The sequence below is a fragment of the Streptomyces sp. NRRL F-5755 genome (assembly GCF_001279365.1).
Lineage (GTDB): Bacteria > Actinomycetota > Actinomycetes > Streptomycetales > Streptomycetaceae > Streptomyces > Streptomyces rimosus.
On the sequence record NZ_LGCW01000056.1, the window covers coordinates 1 to 16,877 of the forward strand.

Sequence of the window (16,877 nt, forward strand, 5' to 3'; positions counted from 1 at the left end):
CCCCCCCCCCCCCCCCACCCGCCCGGAGATGTCCCCGACCCCCAGCAGCCCGGTCGCCCCCCCCGACCGCCGCTGCCTGAAAGGCCGGGTCCTGTGCGTCAGCAAGCGCAGCAACACCCTCGCGTGGATGGTGAACGGCCAGGTGCGCTCCACGATGGACGTCCGTTTCGGCGCGCAGTACACACCCACCCGGGAGGGCACCTTCCGGATCAGCCTCAAGAGCCGCCGCCACGTCTCGTCGATCTACCACACACCCATGCCGTACGCGATGTTCTTCAGCGGCGGCCAGGCCATCCACTTCTCCCCGGACTTCGCCGCCCACGGCTACCGAGGCGCCAGTCACGGCTGCGTGAACGTAAGAGACAAATCCAAGATCGCCACCCTGTTCCAACAGGCCAAAGTGGGCGACAAGGTGGTCATCTACAAATAGACAGCCGCACGAGTAGGCCCGGCCCGAAAAAACCCACCCGATCCTCAGCCATCAATTGAGCACCCCCCACCCACAGCAACCAGGTCCGCGAGAGCGGCGCCGGTTTAGGCGCAAAAAGGGGTCGCCGGCTTAGGCGCAAAAAGCAGCGCGGGCAGGGCCGGGGGAACGTGCCCCGCCCGCGCCGGTGCGACGAGCCGTTGGTACGGGGGGAACCCCGGCTCGTGCGCGAGCCGATGACCAGTCGGCTTCACTACGTACTGCGCCGGGGGCCCGAAAAACGTCACACCCCCGCGATGCGGGGCGCGCCGGGGATGGTGGTGACGGTGGCGGGGTCGGATGCGGTCCGGTGGGCGCCGGGGTGCGGGCGGCCGAAGGAGGGGCGGTGCCCGCGGCGGTCGTCGTCCTCGTCGTTGCCCCGGCCGCCCTTGCCGTGGCCCGGCCCGTGGCCGCCCTGGCCGTGGCCGCCCCGGCCGTCGCCGTCGTAGCGTCCGCCTTCGTACTTGTCGCCGTTGCCGTTGCCGTGGGACAGGAACTGGCGGCAGAAGGCGTACACCTTGTCCGGGCCGCCGGCGGCGCGCTCCAGGCGGCGCAGGGTGTCCTGGCCGAGGCCGGACTTGCGGGAGACGTACGTACGGCAGAAGGAGGTTCCGAGCCGGTGCTTCTCCTTGGCGTCCGGTTTGCGGTCGCGGCCGTCGCCGGGGCGGCTTCCGTCGTCGCCGGTCGCGTCCTGGCCGGGGGTGCTCTGCCCGGGGGCGGGCGACTGCGCGCCCCCGGTGCCGCTGTCGCCACCGGTGTCGGTGGCCGTCGGCCCGGGCCGGTCGGTGGGGGTGGCGTCGGGCACCGGTGAGGTGCCGCCGGTGGTCGTGTCCGTGCCGTCGGTGGCGAGCGGGCCGGGGGTCTCGGCGGCCGAGACGCTGGTCGCGGGGCCCGGGGCGGTGCCGCCGTGGAAGGGCGTGGGCAGCACGCCGACGCCGGCGGCCACGGCGACGCCGCCGAGCGCGCAGCCCGCCAGCGCCACCATGAATCCGCGCCGGAGCGGGCGCCCGAAGCGGGGGCGTGCGGCGGGTCCGCCGCGCGGGGCCCGTACGGTGCCCAGCTCGGCCGTATCGGCGCCACCGGCCGGGGCCGCGACGGGTGCGGAGGTGTCGGCGCGCGCCTGCCGGAAGGCGGCGACGGCGGCTTCCTCGCCGGGCAGCGCCTCGCCGGGGGCGGTGCTCCGGCCGGCCGCCGCGGCGGCGTTCAGCAGGGCGGTGAGTTCCGCGGCGCCGACGCCGTCCGGGGAACCGGCGGGTTCGCCGCGCAGCAGTCGCTCCGCGGCCTCCTCGTCGAGCCAGTTGTACCGGTCGTCGGCCATCACATGTCCTTCTGCGTTCGTGCGGCCGTTTCCGTCACACCCGGTACGTACGATTCCGCCGCGCCCTCACCCCGTCCGGTGCCCTGCACCGGCACCCCGCCCGTGGGTCCTCCCAGGGGCCCGCCGCCCTTGCCGCGGTCGCCGCCGCGGCCGGGCCCGGCGTCGCCGCCGTCCTCGCCGCCGTCGCCGAGCAGGTCGGCCAGCCGCCGCAGTCCGCGGTGCGCCGCGGTGCGTACCGCGCCGGGCCGCTTGCCGAGCACTCCGGCGGCGCTCTTCGCGTCCAGGCCGACCACGACCCGCAGGACGACGGCTTCGGCCTGGTCCTGCGGGAGCCGGGAGATGAGGCGGAAGGTGCGGCCGGTGCCGAGGGCTTCCATGGCCTCGTCGGCGGTGTCCGATGCGCCGGGTTTGTCGGCGAGTTCGGTCTCGTCGCCGCCGACCGCCGGGCGACGGCCGCGCATCCGCAGGTGGTCCAGGGCCCGGTTGCGGGCTATCCGCGCGGCCCAGCCGCGGAAGCGGTCGGCGTCGCCGCTGAAGCGGGACAGGTCGCGGGTGATCTGGAGCCAGGCTTCGGAGGCGACGTCCTCGGCGTCCGCGTCACCCACCAAGGTCCGTACATATCCGACAATCCGGGGATGTACGGCGCGGTAGACGGTACGGAACGCCGCCTCGTCTCCGTCCTGCGCCGCCTGTACGGCGACCGTCAGCCGGCCGTCGTCCGGCTGAATGTCGTCCCCTCGCACGGGTCCATCCTGTCGCACGCGGAAAGTCCGCCGCCCGGTCCTCGCTGATTCGCTGTTCTCGGGGACCGCGGGTACTGCTGGTAACCCGTGTGTCCCCGCTGACGGTAACCCGACCCGCCCGCGCCCCGGGCATCCGGGCCGTTCCGGCCCGCCGCTCCGCACCACCGGACGGGTACGCCCGGCGACCGCGCCGGGCAGCGCGGACCCGCACGCTACGGGCACGGCACACCCCGCGTCCAGAGCCCGCCCGACCGGCCAGGGCGCCCGGCGCGCGGTACGGGCGGCACCGCACCGCGCGCCCCTGTGACGCTTTCGCGGCGCGCGGCGCTGTAGGGAACAGGGGCCTTTCACGGGGCCCCACTGGAACGACGGCCGGGGCCTCTCCTGTGGGGGGTGGCGGCCCCGGTCGTCCCCTCCCGCCGCAGCCGGCCTTGGCCGCTCAGACCTGGTTGGCCAGCTTCTTGAAGTCCTCCCAGGACAGGGCCGGCTCGCGGCGATCCCAGACCTTCTGCGCCAGCGCGCGCAGCGGCATCCGGATGCCGTCGGCGACCTGCTGCTGCGTCTGCTCACCGGCCAGGTCGCACCACACCGCGAAGCGCGCCCCCAGCACCCGGTCGGGCCCGGACGACGACTCCGGCACGGGCTCGGTGCCGCGCAGCACGCCCGGGGTCCACTGCTTGTAGATCCGCTCGCCGGTCGGGTACGGCATGTTGTTGGGCTCGCCGAGGACGTAATAGAGGTACTCGTCGTTGAGGTTGACCACCTTGCGGTTCTCGCGCAGGTACTCGGCCGGCTCCCGGGCGCCGATCTCCTTGCCCGTCCAGTAGGCGACGGTACGGCCGGGGTCGGGTTCGACGTCCGTGTCCGGGAAGTAGCCGTCGTTCCATGCCTCGACACGCTGGGCGCCGGCCGCGCGCACGGTCTTGTCCCGGTCGTTGAGCCAGCCGGTGGCCAGGTCCTCGATGGTGGCGCCGTCCCCGTACTTCTCCCGGGCGGCGCGGGCCAGCTGCGGATAGCTCTCGGCGGGCGCCCGGTCGGCGAGCGCGCGGTACTCGTCGCCGCCGAGGTGCCAGTGCTTGCCGGGGAAGAGCGGGGCGAACTCGCGCAGCAGGTCGTCCACGATCTCGGCGGCCCCCGGCTGCGAGATGTCCATCGCGCCGCGCTCGGTCCGCCCGTCGGCGGAGCGCAGCTGGAGGTCGGGGTGGGCTTTCAGCACGGCGCCCAGGTGGCCGGGCGAGTCGATCTCCGGGATGACGGTGACGTGCAGGCCGCGCGCCACCTCGACCAGGTGGCGCACCTGGTCCTTGGTCAGATGGTCGTCCGAGACGATCTCGGGGTGCTTCTCGCTCTCGATGCGGAACGCCTGGTCGTCGGAGAAGTGCAGCTGGAGCTGGTTGAGCTTGAGGCCGGCGAGGTCGCGGATGCGGTCCTCGATCCACCGGGCGTCGAAGTGCTTGCGCGCGATGTCCAGCATGAAGCCGCGCTGGGCGCGGTCGGGCCGGTCCTCGATGGTGCCTTCGGGGACGCCGCCGGAGGTCCGTACGGACTGCAGGACGGTGCGGGTGCCGTTGAAGATCCCGGCGTCGGTGGGGGCGGTGAGGGTCAGGCGGGTGCCGCGGGCGGTGAGGGTGTACGCCTCGTCGGCGGTGTCGTGGACGGGGGCGTTGTCGGCGCGCCCGGCCCCGTCGCCGTCCGATAGTTTCAGCTCGACGTCACCGGGCCGTACGGTCTGCTTCCCCCAGACCGTACGCAGGCCGCCCAGCTCCTGGGCGAAGCGCTCGGCCTCGTCGGCGACCGGGCTCTTCTCGCCGGCGGGCACCACGACGCGGGCCTGTTTGCCGGGCCGCCAGCCGCGCCCGTCGGCCGCGCTGAATTTCTGTACGGCGGGCACGGTGCGCGGCGGTCCCTGCACCGGGTCCCAGGTCGGGGTGGGTGCGGCGGACGGGGAGCGGCCGCTCTCGCCCCGCTGCGGGGTGCCGCCGCCCGAGCAGCCCGCGACGGCCAGTGCGGTGAGGGCTGCCGTCACCCCCGCCGTGATCGTCGCGGTCAGTTTTCCGGTCCTCATATACGCAAAACCTCCCTTTCCGGGGCGAAGGTATTGCCTGGTGACAGAGGTTTCCGTCCACTACGCGCGCGGAATCTCTATCATTCGGGTGAAATTCGTGCATCCGTCGGACAGTGATCGACAGACGTCGTTACGGTGGCGTCTCACCCGCTCACCCCTCCCGGAGCCCACGGCCCCGCGCGATCCGTCGCGGCCGCGCACTCCGGCCGCCCTGATCCGGCGTTCTCCACCCCGAGGAGCCCATGCAGCCCAGCGATATCCCGGCCGCCCCGCCGACACCGCTGCGCGCTCCCCGGCCCGCCACACCCTCCCAGACGCGCCCGCCGGCGCCCCCACCGCCTCCCGCCTCCGCCGTCCGGCCCCGTACGGCCGGCCTGGCCCGGCTGAACGCCACGGCCCCCGACGCCGCCGAGGCCGCCCTGCTGCGCTGCTGCGCGAGCCGCCGCTGGGCCCGCCGCCTGGCCGCGCACCGCCCGTACCCGGACCTGGACGCCCTGCTGGCCGCCGCCGACGAGGCGAGCTACGACCTGACGCCGGACGACCTGGACGAGGCGCTGGCCGGGGAGTCCGCCTCGCCGCGCCCGCTGATCGGCGCGCGCGGGCGGGGCACGCTCGCGGCGCACACCGCGCTGCGCGCGGCCCAGGCCGAGTACGAGCGCCGGTTCCGCCACTCTTTCGTGGTCTGCCTGGACGGCTTCCGCGACGCCGAGGTGCTGAACGCGGTGCTCACCGCGATCCACGACCGGCTCGGCAACGAGCCCGAGGAGGAGCGGGCCCTCGCCGCCGACGAGCTGCGCCGGATCGCCCGCGGCCGGCTGGCCCACCTCGCGGCATCCCGCGCCTGAGGGCCCGGCCCGGCACACCGGCCCGCGGGCCCCGCAGGCCCCGGCCGTCCGGCCCGCCCCTTACCCCGTCCCCCGCCTCCCGTACAGGGCCGGACCGCCCTGGTGCGATAGTCCGTACGTGCCTGTTTGATCACACCTGAGGACCCCGGCGGGAGGAACCGACAGTCCGTCGCTACGATGGCCGGGGCCGGTGGACCGTACCCGGCCGGGCCAGACCGACAGAGAAGCCGGCAGGCCCCAATCCCCGCTCCCGGAGGGTTTTTCCGTGCCGGCTGGAACGCTGTACCGCGGCCGGGAAGGCATGTGGTCCTGGGTGGCTCACCGAGTCACCGGCGTCCTCATTTTCTTCTTCCTGTTCGTGCACGTCCTCGACACCGCACTCGTCCGCGTCTCCCCCGAGGCCTATGACGACGTCGTTGCCACGTACAAGACGCCACTCGTCAACGTGATGGAGTACGGCCTCGTCGCCGCCATCCTCTTCCACGCGCTCAACGGCCTTCGCGTGATCGCCGTGGACTTCTGGTCCAAGGGACCGAAGTACCAGAAGCAGCTGCTGTGGACCGTTGTCGGCGTGTGGGCCGTCCTGATGGCCGGCGCCTTCTACCCGGTGCTGCAGCACACGCTGCGCACCCTGTTCGGGAGCTGATGACGCGCGATGTCTGCTGAAACGACTCCTGCTGTGAACGACTCCGTGTCCTTGTACGACGTGGACAACCCGGCTCCCGTCATCGAGCCGCCCCGCAAGCGTACGAAGAAGACGCCCAAGACGACCCGTACGAACTTCGAGATGTACGGCTGGCTGTTCATGCGCCTGTCCGGCATCGTGCTGGTCGTCCTGGTCCTCGGCCACCTGCTGCTCCAGCTCGTGCTGGACGGCGGTGTCTCCAAGATCGGCTTCGCCTTCGTGGCCGGCCGCTGGGCCTCGCCGTTCTGGCAGGTCTGGGACCTGGTGATGCTGTGGCTGGCGATGCTGCACGGCGCCAACGGCCTGCGCACGGTCATCAACGACTACGCGCAGCGGGACAACACCCGCTTCTGGCTGAAGATGCTGCTGTACACCGCGACGGTCTTCACCGTCCTTCTGGGCACGCTGGTGATCTTCACCTTCGACCCGAACATCCGCTAGGCCACGGGGCTGAGGTAACCGACTCATGAAGATCCACAAGTACGACACGGTCATCGTCGGCGCCGGTGGCGCGGGCATGCGCGCGGCCATCGAGGCCACCAAGCGCAGCCGCACCGCGGTCCTGACGAAGCTGTACCCCACCCGCTCCCACACCGGCGCGGCCCAGGGCGGCATGGCCGCCGCCCTCGCCAACGTCGAGGAGGACAACTGGGAGTGGCACACCTTCGACACGATCAAGGGCGGTGACTACCTGGTCGACCAGGACGCCGCCGAGATCCTGGCGAAGGAGGCCATCGACTCGGTCCTGGACCTGGAGCGGATGGGCCTGCCGTTCAACCGCACCCCGAACGGCACCATCGACCAGCGCCGCTTCGGCGGCCACTCCCGTAACCACGGTGAGGCCCCGGTCCGCCGGTCCTGCTACGCCTCGGACCGTACCGGCCACATGATCCTCCAGACGCTGTACCAGAACTGCGTCAAGGAGGGCGTGGAGTTCTTCAACGAGTTCTACGTCCTGGACCTGCTGCTCAACGAGGTCGACGGGGTCAAGAAGTCGGCCGGCGTCGTCGCCTACGAGCTGGCGACCGGCGAGATCCACGTCTTCCAGGCGAAGGCCGTGATCTTCGCGTCCGGCGGCACCGGCAAGTTCTTCAAGGTGACCTCGAACGCGCACACCCTGACCGGTGACGGCCAGGCCGCCGCGTACCGGCGCGGGCTGCCGCTGGAGGACATGGAGTTCTTCCAGTTCCACCCGACCGGCATCTGGCGGATGGGCATCCTGCTGACGGAGGGCGCCCGCGGTGAGGGCGGCATCCTCCGCAACAAGGACGGCGAGCGCTTCATGGAGAAGTACGCGCCCGTCATGAAGGACCTCGCCTCGCGCGACGTCGTCTCGCGCTCCATCTACACCGAGATCCGCGAGGGCCGCGGCTGCGGTCCCGAGGGCGACCACGTCTACCTGGACCTCACCCACCTGCCGCCGGAGCAGCTGGACGCCAAGCTGCCGGACATCACCGAGTTCGCGCGCACCTACCTCGGCATCGAGCCCTACACGGACCCGATCCCGATCCAGCCGACCGCGCACTACGCCATGGGCGGCATCCCGACCAACGTCGAGGGCGAGGTGCTGGCCGACAACACCACCGTCGTGCCGGGCCTGTACGCCGCCGGCGAGGTCGCCTGCGTGTCCGTGCACGGCGCCAACCGCCTGGGCACCAACTCGCTGCTGGACATCAACGTCTTCGGCCGCCGGGCCGGCATCGCGGCGGCGGAGTACGCGGCGACCGCCGACTTCGTCGAGCTGCCGGAGGACCCGGCGAAGATGGTGCAGGAGCAGGTCGAGCGGCTGCGCTCCGCCTCGGGCAACGAGCGGGTCACCGAGATCCGCAAGGAGCTCCAGGAGACCATGGACGCCAACGTGATGGTGTTCCGCACCGAGCAGACGATCAAGACCGCGGTCGAGAAGATCGGCGAGCTGCGCGAGCGCTACCTGAACGTGTCCATCCAGGACAAGGGCAAGCGGTTCAACACCGACCTGCTGGAGGCCGTCGAGCTGGGCAACCTGCTCGACCTGGCCGAGGTCATGGCGGTGTCCGCGCTGGCCCGCAAGGAGTCCCGCGGCGGTCACTACCGCGAGGACTACCCCAACCGCGACGACGTCAACTTCATGCGGCACACCATGGCGTACCGCGAGGTGGCGGCAGACGGCTCGGAGTCGATCCGCCTCGACTACAAGCCGGTCGTCCAGACCCGCTACCAGCCGATGGAGCGTAAGTACTGATGAGCACCTCCACCCTCGAAAAGCACTCCAAGGCCCTGGACGCGGCCGAGGACGGCGCCTCGCACACCATCACCATCACGCTGCGGATCCGCCGGTTCAACCCGGAGGTCTCCGAGGACGCCACCTGGCAGGACTTCCAGCTGGAGATGGACCCGAAGGAGCGCGTCCTGGACGCCCTCCACAAGGTCAAGTGGGAGCAGGACGGCACGCTGACCTTCCGGCGGTCGTGCGCGCACGGCATCTGCGGCTCGGACGCCATGCGGATCAACGGCAAGAACCGCCTGGCGTGCAAGACGCTGCTGAAGGACATCAACCCGGAGAAGCCCATCACGGTCGAGGCCATCAAGGGCCTGACGGTCCTCAAGGACCTCGTGGTGGACATGGAGCCGTTCTTCCAGGCGTACCGGGACGTGATGCCGTTCCTGATCACCACCGGCAACGAGCCGACGCGTGAGCGCCTGCAGTCCGCCGAGGACCGGGAGCGCTTCGACGACACCACCAAGTGCATCCTGTGCGCCGCGTGCACGTCCTCGTGCCCGGTGTTCTGGAACGACGGCCAGTACTTCGGCCCGGCGGCGATCGTCAACGCGCACCGCTTCATCTTCGACAGCCGTGACGAGGGCGGCGAGCAGCGGCTCGAAATCCTCAACGACAAGGACGGCGTCTGGCGCTGCCGTACGACCTTCAACTGCACGGACGCCTGCCCGCGCGGTATCGAGGTCACCAAGGCGATCCAGGAGGTCAAGCGCGCGCTGATCACGCGTCGCTTCTGATCCCGGGCACAGCCCCTGGAAGGCGCAGTCGCTAGAACCTGGTTCCGGTCAGCGACCCGAACCTGGTCTGGAAGCCGCGAAGGGCTCCGCTCCCGTACGTACGGAGGCGGAGCCCTTCGGCGTGTCCGGCCCCGGTCCGCACGGCCGCCCCCGCCACACGCTCCGGCGCGGCCTCGGCGGGCGGCGCCGCGGGGTAGACGAGGACCGGCGGCAGCTCCGTATCCACGAAGGTGACCGGGTTGGTGCAGAAGTACGACGGCACGAGCAGCAGGCCGCGTCCCTCCAGGCGCAGGTCACCGTCCCGCGGGTAGGTGACCTCCAGGACCGGCCGCCGCCAGCGCATCCCCGGCCCGAAGGTCCGCAGCATGGCTTCGGTGCCGTCCTGGCGCAGCGCGTGCAGCCGCAGTGTGCGGTCGGCCTCGACGCGCTGCCCGATCAGCGGCCAGCCGGGGCCGAGGGCGGTGTGGTGGTAGGTGCGCAGGCTGCGGGCGAGGGCGCGCAGCGCGGCCGGTTCGCCGTCCGCGAGGGAGCGCATCCAGGAGGGCGGGGCGGCGTGCTGGCCGTGCCCCGGTCTGTGGGCCTGCCCGGCCAGCAGCCCGATCTCGGTGCGCAGCCGGTGCCGGGGCGTCGTCATCACCGCTTCGAGGCCCGGCTCCACACCGGCCGAACTTGCCATCGGCGTAAGGAAGTCGGGGAAGTAGCCGCGCGGCGGCACGAGCGGCAGCAGCAGGCGCAGCGGGCCGGGGCCGTGCCGCGCGGCGTGCCGGCGCCAGGCGGCCAGGGCCGGTTCGGTACGGCTCTCGCGCAGCCGGTGCAAGCTCAGCACGGTCTCCCACAGGGGGTCGGCCCCCTCGGCGATCCGCGTACGGTTCAGATCCTCCGCCGTGAAGTGCACACGTAACACAACAATCCCCCGATGCTGTGGCCGTCCCACCGTTCCCCCGAACGGCAGTGCACCCGAGGATCCGACCCGCGGGCCGCTTTCGCAACCCGTACACGCCGCACAGCCCTAGTTCGTTCAATGAAAAACGAATGAGAAAACATCCATGCAGGTCAGAGCGGTGCGGCTGGCGCACACCGACGGCCTCGTATCACGCCGAGCGCAACGCCATCGCGGCCAACGCCCGGTCCTGATCGCGCCGTTGCCGCATGACATGCGCATAGGTCGCCAACGCCTCCCGCTTGCGGGCCAGTTCGGCGATCTCCGCGTCCAGCTGCGCCATCTGCCGCTCGACCGCGGAACAGGAACGGTCGCAGAAGACGAGACCGGGGCCGCCCTGGGCGCAGGGCAGCAGTTCCCGTATGGCGTCGGTGCTCAGCCCGGTGGCGAGCAGCTCACGAATCCGTACGACGGTGTCCGGGGCGTCGGGGCCGTAGCGGCGGTAGCCGTTCGCGTCGCGGTCCGCGCGCAGCAGGCCCTGCTGCTCGTAGTAGCGCAACGACCGCGGGCTGACCCCCGTACGCTCGGCCAGCTCACCGATGCGCAGCGAGCCACCCGCTCCCGAGCCCTCCGCCCCCGCCCGGAACCCGCACTCCCCCACCGCCCCTGCCATCGACTGCCTCCCCTGAACGACCGGACCCTCGGACCGGCGACTTGACCTTCACACCGGTGTCAGACGTCAACCTGGGGCGCATGACGAAGATTCCCGCGTCCGCGACGCGCCTTCCCGCCCTGTCCACCACCGTCACCCCCGCCGAGCCCGGCACCGTCCCCGCCGCCCACGGCATCCTGCTCGCCCACGGCGCGACCGGCAGCATCGCCGCGAACTACGAGGCGCTCATCCCCGCCCTCGCGGCCACCGGCCACACCGTCGTCGCGCCCGACTACCCCGGCTCCGGCCGCACCCCGCGCGCCGACGGCCCCCTGGACCTCGACGCCCTCGCCGACGCCCTCGTGGCCGAGGCCGTCACGGCGGGCGTCGAAACGTTCACCCTGATCGGCTTCTCCCTGGGTACGGCGGTCTCCGTACGGGCCGCCGCACGCCACCCGGAGCGGGTACGCGGCCTCGTCCTGACCGCCGGACTCGCCAAGCCCGACCACCGCGCGCACATCTGGATCGACCTGTGGCTGCGCCTGCTGGACCGTGGCGACCACGCGGGCTTCGCCCGGGCCCGCGCCCTCAGCGGCCTCTCCCCCGAGGCTCTGAACGCCCTGCCGCCCGCCGAACTGGCCGCCGTCCTCGACCCGGACCCGGCCCTCCCGCCGGCCGGTTCGGCCGAGCAGGCCGCGCTGGTCAAGGAGGTCGACACCACCGGCGACCTGGCCGGGATCACCGTACCGACCCTGGTCATCGCGACCACCCTGGACCAGCTGATCCACCCCTCCCACTCACGCCACCTGGCCGAGCACATACCGGGAGCCGAGTACGCGGAGATCGCGACCGGGCACGTGCCGATGGCGGAGCGGCCGGAGGAGTGGCAGGGGATGATCCTGAAGTTCCTGGCCGAGCACGCGCTCTAGGCGGCCGGTCCGGGGCGGCCGGTGACACGGCGGGGGCCCGAGGGCGGCCGGCGTCCCGCATTAAGGTCGATACCGTGGACGAAGCGACAAGGGCGGATGCGGACGGGGCACGGGGCGTGGCGAGCGAGGGCGCGGAGGGCAGGGCCGACGGCGGCGGGACGGACGCCCGTACGGCGGAGGCCGCCCACCGGGACGCGACGGCCCTCCGTACCACCGGGCCCGCCCGCGAGCGCACCTCCCAAGGTTCCCGCACCCGCACCCTGATCCTGGAGACCGCCCTCCGCCTCTTCCAGGAGCGCGGTTACGACAAGACCACGATGCGGGCCATCGCCCAGGAGGCCGGGGTCTCGGTCGGCAACGCGTACTACTACTACGCCTCCAAAGAGCACCTGATCCAGGGCTTCTACGACCGGATCGCCGCCGAGCACGCGGCAGCGGTGACGGACGTACTGGCGCGGGAGCGCGACCTGGCCGGCCGGCTGCGCGGCGTGCTGCTCACCTGGCTCGACATCGCCGCCCCGTACCACCGTTTCGCCGCCCAGTTCTTCAAGAACGCCGCCGACCCGGACAGCCCGCTCAGCCCCTTCTCCGACGCCTCCGAGGGACCGCGCGAGGCCGCCATCGCACTGCACCGGCAGGTACTGGCCGGCGCCGACACCAAGGCCGACCCGGAACTGGCGGCGGCACTGCCCCGCTTGCTGTGGCTCCAGCAGATGGGCCTGGTCCTGTACTGGGTGCACGACCGCTCGGAGAACTGCGAACGCAGCCGCCGCCTGGTCGAACGGACCTCTCCCCTGGTGGCGCGCGCGGTGGCCGCCTCCCGGTTCCGGGTACTGCGCCCGCTGGTACGCGAAGTCACCGACGTACTGAGCGAATTCGTCCTCCCGGCAGCAGCAGGCGCCGCAGCCCGCCCTCGCTCCGGCCGCTCTCACCCCGACCGGCCGGACTCCGACCAGGGATGACCCGCCGGAAGCAGCTCACTCCCCCTCGAACACCTTGTCCAGAAACGCGTCGAGATTCATGACCATGCGGGCGATCCGGTCCTCCAGCGACAGAGACTCCTCATGCCGCCCGGCCAGCTCCGACTTCTTCTTCCCGCGCACATACAGCGAGCACGCCAGATCGGCACAGATATACGTTCCGACCGTATTCCCCTGCCGCCCCAGCACACCGGCCTTCCGCGCGGCCAGCAAGCTCACCCCGGACCCGGGATGCCCCGTCAAACACAACGAACACACAGTCGTCTTCGTAAAACTCCGCCGCACCCCCTGCGGCACCCGCAACGTCACCCCGACGATGCCGTCCTCCCGGGGCGCCACCAGATAACTCCGGTCGGGCGCACCGGGATCCCGCCATCCGAGGAAGTCGAGGTCATCCCATGGCAGGGCGGAAAGGTTCGCGGGGAGATTGATGCGGCTTGCTTCTCCCTTTGAGCAGTTTATGAAGGAGGTGCGGATGTCTTTTTCGGCTAGCGGGTCCATGGGCGGAAGCTAACAGGCGAGGCGGGGATCCGTCGCCCGAATTAGCGGGGCGGGGTCAGCTCCAAGCCTGGGAACCCGAACGGCTGCGGCGGCGGGAGACCACCACGCCGACGACAACGCCGACCACCACGACCGCGGCCAGTGCCCCGCCGCCGATGACCAGCCACTTGCTCGTGTCCGCCGACGAAGCGGACTGCCGGCCCTTGTCGGCGCCGGAATCGGCGGCCGGCTGTGCCGCCTTGCTCTTGGGCATCGGCAGCGGGCCCTCGGCGGGCCCTGCGGGAATGTCGCGGGACAGGGCCGCGGCGGGCTGGATGAAGCCGTATCCGTAGTGGGCATCGGGCAGCTTAAGATTCTTCGCCTTTTCCGGCTTGGCCAGACCCGCCGTCTTCACCAGACGGTTGGCGATCTGTCCGGGAGTGAGGTCGGGGAACTTCTCCCGGAGAAGAGCAGCGGCGGCGGACACATATGCGGTGGCGGCCGAAGTACCACCGTTGGTGATGTACGCGGAGTCGCTCTTGCCCTGTGCGAAGGGAATGTCTTCTCCGGGGGCGAGCAGATCGACCGTGTCGTTGTAATTACTGCGGGTCCAGACTTCCCCGTACTGGTTCACCGCGCCGACGCCGATGACCCCGGGGCAGGCTGCCGGGTAGTTCTTCTTGGCCACCCCGTCGTTGCCGACACCCGCAACGACGATGACGCCCTTGTCCAGGGCATAGCGAATCGATTCACAGGTGTCCGCGTCACGGGTGACACCGTAGGACATGTTGATGACGTCGGCGCCGTGCTCGGCGGCGTAGCGGGTCGCCAGCGACTCGTTCTTGTACGCGGTCAGCGGCATGATCTTCGCGCCCGGGGCCAGGCCCTTGATTCCCTGGGCTCCGCCCGCGCCGTGACCGTGCCCGGCGATGAGGCTCGCCATGGCCGTACCGTGGTCGCGGATGTCCTCGCCGGGCTGGAGCTTGTCGGAGCCGTTCACGCCCTGGGTGAAGTCTTTGCCGGGCACGAACTGTCCGGTCAGATCCTGGTGGCTGGTGCGGACGCCCCTTTCGATGAGCGCGACCGTGACACCCTTGCCGGTGGCCTGCTTCCAGATGTCCTTGGCGCCGAACGCCTCCAGCGGCCACTGCTTGCTGCGGATTTGGTCCGCCTGCGCCGTACCGCCCGCAGCCAGGAGCAGCGCTCCGGTCAGCGCCGCGCCCGTACCGGCGCGCAGTGTTCGTGTGACCCTCATGCTTCGCTCCTCGTGTGCGTTCCGTGCGGTCCGGCGCCGCCCGGACGGCCGCCCCGCCGAGGAAGCGGGGCGGCCGTCCGTGCCAGGGCCCATGGGCCAGGTTCTCTACTCGATCACGCGTGGCGCCACATTACGTTGCGGTGTCCAGGTCTCCTCGTCCTCGACGAGGTAGTCGGGACGCTTGCCGGTGGTGCGCTCCTTGTCCTCGCCCTTGCCGCGAGCACCCGGCATCCCGGGCGCTCCCGCGCCCTTGCCGCGCTGGTCGGGTCGGCCGGCCTGGGTCCCGCCGCGGCTGCGGTGCAGCCCGGACCCGCCCTGCTTCGAACCGCCCGTCGGGCCGCCCGGCTTGCCGACGACGCCACCGGGAGTACGGGCCTGCGCGCCGCCCTTCACCGCACCGCCGCGGCCCGCACCGGCGCCACCGCCCGTACCGCCACCCGGCATACCGGGTACGCCGGACCGTCCGCCGCCCTTGGCGCCGGGGCCGCCCGTCGTCCTTCCGGCCGGCATGCCGGTGCGTCCGGCGCCGCGCGGGCCTGGAGCGCCGATGCCGGGAGGCATGCCCCCGGGAAGGCCGGGGAGGCCGAGCGGCGGCTGCTCGTTCGACGTGCTGCCGCCGCTGATGCCGTTGCCGCCACCGGGGCGGCCGAGCAGGCTCGGGCCGCCCAGGCCCGGCATGCCCTTCTGCATACCGGCCAGGCCCGTACGCACCGGAGGCGTCGCGGACGGCTTGACGTTCGGGCCGCGCAGCCCCGGAGGTACGGCCGAGCCGCCCGGAACCCGGGGCGCGCTCGGGGTCACGGTGGTCGGGCGGGGCCGCGTACCGCCCGGCGTCGGCATGTTCACCGGCGGCGGCGGTGTCGTCTGGGAGGGAGGTGTGGGCCAGTCACCACTGCCCGGCGGGGTGGGCTGCTTCGGGGAGAATTCGCTGTTCGCCCGGTAGTTGGCCGCCAGCTCCTCCATGACGATGACCGCCTCGACCTGGCGCTCCTTGCTCAGGGACAGGTTGTCCCGGTTGAGTTCGAGCGCCATCCTGGCGTCCATCTTCGGGTTGGCCATGTCCTTGTGGAACTGGGAGTCGTCGCCCTTCTCGTCCCCCACCTTGTCCCAGAACCCCGGGTCCTTGATCTTCGACATGGCCTTCTTCGCCTCACGGAGGCTGTGGGCGACACCGGCCTGCTCACCCGTCGCCCGGGTGCCGATCAGGGCCTGCTCGACGTTGCGGGAGTGCCCGTAGGTCCGGTCGATCTTCTCCAGGACCTGGTGCGCTTCGCGCCGGAACGCGTCGGCGGCCTTGCCCTCCCAGTGGGCCGTGGCGTGGTCGACGGCGTCCATGAACGCCTTGCGGATGCCGCCGCGGCCGTCCTCGCCGGCCAGCCGGTCGGCGGACGCCCGCCAGTGCTTGCCGGACGTCTCGATCGCGTCGGGATCGGCATGCTCGATCATGGCGCGCAGCGCGTCGATACCGTGGTGGTGGAAGTCGGAGGGAGAGGCGGGGAGGGCCCGGTAGTTCTTGAACGTCTTCAGCCGCTCGTCCCGCTCCTCCCCCTTCCGCTGCCGCTCCATCGTCTTGGCGCTCTCGTACTCCTGCCGGGCGTCAACCACACCGGCCCCCCTTCGTCGTCATCGCTCACTCACCGCCACGGCACCGTTCCGCACACCGGTGCCGTCTCCGCCTCGCAGGGGCGTCTCAGCCGTTCATCGAGACCTTGGTGTCGTGCTCCTGGTCCTCGTACGCCCCTCTGCTGCGCTCGGTCTTGTCGCCGAAGTCGCGGATCAGGTCCTGGAGCGCCTTGACGGTCTGCGACATGTACTCCTGCATGTCGTCGTGCGCGGAGGAGAGATCGGTGGCTTCGAGGAAGTCCTTGCCGAAGGCCGTCTTCGGGATGGTCGTGCTGTACTTCACCTTCTGGCTGGGCTCGTCCATGTCGGCCTGGAGCCGCTTGAGCTGCCGTACGACGTTGTCCAGCTCGTGCAGGTCTACTTTGTACTGCTCACCCACAACTACTCCCCGTTCGCCCCGTATGTCCCGCTCGTCCCCGTCGCGCCGCGCCATTGAGATCACGCGATAAGAGCAACGTAAAGACAGTCAATGCTAGGGAGTTGAGAGGCGCAAACGCAAGATCGTAAGGCAGGCCGCCCCCGGGCCGCGACCTGCGCGGCAGGGCCCGCAACCGGGGAGGCCGGCGCCCCGTACGGCAACACCACGACACGCCGCGGCGACGGCGGGACCGGCATTGACGCCCGCACGGCCACGAGGCGCCGCCCCGAAACCGCATTCGACATTACGCAGGATGAACAGCCGCCGAATTCCGAAGCACCGCCCGCTGGAAAAGGAATTCGCGCGTCCGGCGCACGGTGACCGGCCGATGCGGCGGAGGGGCTTGGTGAAGGGGTTGCCGGGGTGGGGGCAGTTCTTTACTTCGCCTCGGTTTCGGAACAGGCGCGGGGACGGGTATGGGTGGAACGGGTCCGGGTGACAGTGCGCTCGGCGGCGGTGGAGCGGGCACTTTTTGAACCGGTGTGAGATAGCGCACCGGCGGCGCTGCCGCACGGCTTGTTGGGGCGGGGTCAGGGGGTGGGGG

17 protein-coding genes are annotated in these 16,877 nt (G+C 71.4%); 8 read left to right on the forward strand and 9 right to left on the reverse strand.

Going from position 1 to position 16,877, the window contains the following annotated elements:
* The first annotated feature begins 28 nt into the window (after positions 1-28).
* Complete coding sequence (locus ADK86_RS08715; protein WP_234345777.1) at positions 29-430, forward strand: L,D-transpeptidase; 402 nt, start codon at positions 29-31, stop codon at positions 428-430.
* Positions 431-710: 280 nt separating this feature from the next.
* Here the strand turns inward: ADK86_RS08715 and ADK86_RS08720 are convergent, their stop codons facing one another.
* The 3 genes from ADK86_RS08720 to ADK86_RS08730 form a co-directional block, all read right to left on the reverse strand.
* The gene (locus ADK86_RS08720; protein ID WP_053696086.1) at positions 711-1,784 is read right to left on the reverse strand and encodes a hypothetical protein; all 1,074 of its coding nucleotides are present in this window, start codon (positions 1,782-1,784) and stop codon (positions 711-713) included.
* Complete coding sequence (locus ADK86_RS08725) at positions 1,784-2,527, reverse strand: RNA polymerase sigma factor (RefSeq protein WP_053696087.1); 744 nt, start codon at positions 2,525-2,527, stop codon at positions 1,784-1,786. Before ADK86_RS08725 ends, ADK86_RS08720 begins: the two co-directional genes overlap by 1 nt.
* Positions 2,528-2,966: 439 nt before the next feature.
* The gene (locus ADK86_RS08730; protein WP_053696088.1) at positions 2,967-4,592 is read right to left on the reverse strand and encodes a beta-N-acetylhexosaminidase; all 1,626 of its coding nucleotides are present in this window, start codon (positions 4,590-4,592) and stop codon (positions 2,967-2,969) included.
* A gap of 242 nt (positions 4,593-4,834) precedes the next feature.
* Between ADK86_RS08730 and ADK86_RS08735 the strand changes: the two genes are divergently transcribed.
* The 5 genes from ADK86_RS08735 (at position 4,835) to ADK86_RS08755 (ending at position 9,116) form a co-directional block, all read left to right on the forward strand.
* Positions 4,835-5,437, forward strand: a complete 603-nt coding sequence (locus ADK86_RS08735; RefSeq protein ID WP_078951947.1) for a 2-oxo-4-hydroxy-4-carboxy-5-ureidoimidazoline decarboxylase — start codon at positions 4,835-4,837, stop codon at positions 5,435-5,437.
* 265 nt (positions 5,438-5,702) lie between these two features.
* On the forward strand, positions 5,703-6,083 hold the full coding sequence (gene sdhC, locus ADK86_RS08740) for a succinate dehydrogenase, cytochrome b556 subunit (RefSeq protein ID WP_003985924.1): 381 nt from the start codon (positions 5,703-5,705) through the stop codon (positions 6,081-6,083).
* 9 nt (positions 6,084-6,092) lie between these two features.
* On the forward strand, positions 6,093-6,563 hold the full coding sequence (locus ADK86_RS08745; RefSeq protein WP_030181769.1) for a succinate dehydrogenase hydrophobic membrane anchor subunit: 471 nt from the start codon (positions 6,093-6,095) through the stop codon (positions 6,561-6,563).
* 25 nt (positions 6,564-6,588) lie between these two features.
* Entirely contained in the window at positions 6,589-8,343 is a 1,755-nt protein-coding gene (gene sdhA, locus ADK86_RS08750; RefSeq protein ID WP_053696089.1) for a succinate dehydrogenase flavoprotein subunit, read from the forward strand.
* Positions 8,343-9,116, forward strand: a complete 774-nt coding sequence (locus ADK86_RS08755) for a succinate dehydrogenase iron-sulfur subunit (protein WP_030373203.1) — start codon at positions 8,343-8,345, stop codon at positions 9,114-9,116. The genes sdhA and ADK86_RS08755 overlap by 1 nt, the downstream gene beginning before the upstream one ends.
* 31 nt (positions 9,117-9,147) lie before the next feature.
* Here ADK86_RS08755 and ADK86_RS08760 read toward each other — a convergent pair whose 3' ends face one another.
* Positions 9,148-10,011: a hypothetical protein gene (locus ADK86_RS08760; protein WP_053696090.1), complete on the reverse strand. Its 864-nt coding sequence runs from the start codon at positions 10,009-10,011 to the stop codon at positions 9,148-9,150.
* A gap of 196 nt (positions 10,012-10,207) precedes the next feature.
* Entirely contained in the window at positions 10,208-10,669 is a 462-nt protein-coding gene (locus tag ADK86_RS08765) for a MerR family transcriptional regulator (protein WP_063788967.1), read from the reverse strand.
* An 80-nt stretch (positions 10,670-10,749) separates the two neighbouring features.
* On the opposite strand from ADK86_RS08765, the gene ADK86_RS08770 reads away from it, so the two are divergent.
* Both ADK86_RS08770 and ADK86_RS08775 read left to right on the forward strand, forming a co-directional pair.
* On the forward strand, positions 10,750-11,577 hold the full coding sequence (locus ADK86_RS08770; protein WP_078951948.1) for an alpha/beta fold hydrolase: 828 nt from the start codon (positions 10,750-10,752) through the stop codon (positions 11,575-11,577).
* 116 nt (positions 11,578-11,693) lie between these two features.
* The gene (locus tag ADK86_RS08775) at positions 11,694-12,539 is read left to right on the forward strand and encodes a TetR family transcriptional regulator (RefSeq protein WP_053696091.1); all 846 of its coding nucleotides are present in this window, start codon (positions 11,694-11,696) and stop codon (positions 12,537-12,539) included.
* Positions 12,540-12,554: 15 nt separating this feature from the next.
* Here the strand turns inward: ADK86_RS08775 and ADK86_RS08780 are convergent, their stop codons facing one another.
* From ADK86_RS08780 to ADK86_RS08795, 4 genes are all read right to left on the reverse strand, one after another.
* Positions 12,555-13,058 (reverse strand): FBP domain-containing protein, encoded by a 504-nt coding sequence (locus ADK86_RS08780; RefSeq protein ID WP_053696092.1) that lies wholly within the window; start codon positions 13,056-13,058, stop codon positions 12,555-12,557.
* 55 nt (positions 13,059-13,113) lie between these two features.
* Complete coding sequence (locus tag ADK86_RS08785; protein ID WP_053696093.1) at positions 13,114-14,292, reverse strand: S8 family peptidase; 1,179 nt, start codon at positions 14,290-14,292, stop codon at positions 13,114-13,116.
* 105 nt (positions 14,293-14,397) lie between these two features.
* Positions 14,398-15,897: a hypothetical protein gene (locus tag ADK86_RS08790; RefSeq protein WP_053696094.1), complete on the reverse strand. Its 1,500-nt coding sequence runs from the start codon at positions 15,895-15,897 to the stop codon at positions 14,398-14,400.
* Positions 15,898-15,982: 85 nt separating this feature from the next.
* The gene (locus tag ADK86_RS08795) at positions 15,983-16,294 is read right to left on the reverse strand and encodes a hypothetical protein (RefSeq protein ID WP_053696095.1); all 312 of its coding nucleotides are present in this window, start codon (positions 16,292-16,294) and stop codon (positions 15,983-15,985) included.
* Positions 16,295-16,877 lie beyond the last annotated feature (583 nt).

What these genes read in the sequence shown, in the direction of transcription:
- ADK86_RS08780 (WP_053696092.1), bottom strand. Translation starts at nt 13,058, where the DNA reads ATGGACCCGCTAGCCGAAAAAGACATCCGCACCTCCTTCATAAACTGC.
- ADK86_RS08730 (WP_053696088.1), bottom strand. Translation starts at nt 4,592, where the DNA reads ATGAGGACCGGAAAACTGACCGCGACGATCACGGCGGGGGTGACGGCA.
- ADK86_RS08745 (WP_030181769.1), top strand. Translation starts at nt 6,093, where the DNA reads ATGTCTGCTGAAACGACTCCTGCTGTGAACGACTCCGTGTCCTTGTAC.
- sdhA (WP_053696089.1), top strand. Translation starts at nt 6,589, where the DNA reads ATGAAGATCCACAAGTACGACACGGTCATCGTCGGCGCCGGTGGCGCG.
- ADK86_RS08770 (WP_078951948.1), top strand. Translation starts at nt 10,750, where the DNA reads ATGACGAAGATTCCCGCGTCCGCGACGCGCCTTCCCGCCCTGTCCACC.
- ADK86_RS08785 (WP_053696093.1), bottom strand. Translation starts at nt 14,292, where the DNA reads ATGAGGGTCACACGAACACTGCGCGCCGGTACGGGCGCGGCGCTGACC.
- ADK86_RS08735 (WP_078951947.1), top strand. Translation starts at nt 4,835, where the DNA reads ATGCAGCCCAGCGATATCCCGGCCGCCCCGCCGACACCGCTGCGCGCT.
- ADK86_RS08720 (WP_053696086.1), bottom strand. Translation starts at nt 1,784, where the DNA reads ATGGCCGACGACCGGTACAACTGGCTCGACGAGGAGGCCGCGGAGCGA.
- ADK86_RS08715 (WP_234345777.1), top strand. Translation starts at nt 29, where the DNA reads ATGTCCCCGACCCCCAGCAGCCCGGTCGCCCCCCCCGACCGCCGCTGC.
- ADK86_RS08755 (WP_030373203.1), top strand. Translation starts at nt 8,343, where the DNA reads ATGAGCACCTCCACCCTCGAAAAGCACTCCAAGGCCCTGGACGCGGCC.
- ADK86_RS08765 (WP_063788967.1), bottom strand. Translation starts at nt 10,669, where the DNA reads ATGGCAGGGGCGGTGGGGGAGTGCGGGTTCCGGGCGGGGGCGGAGGGC.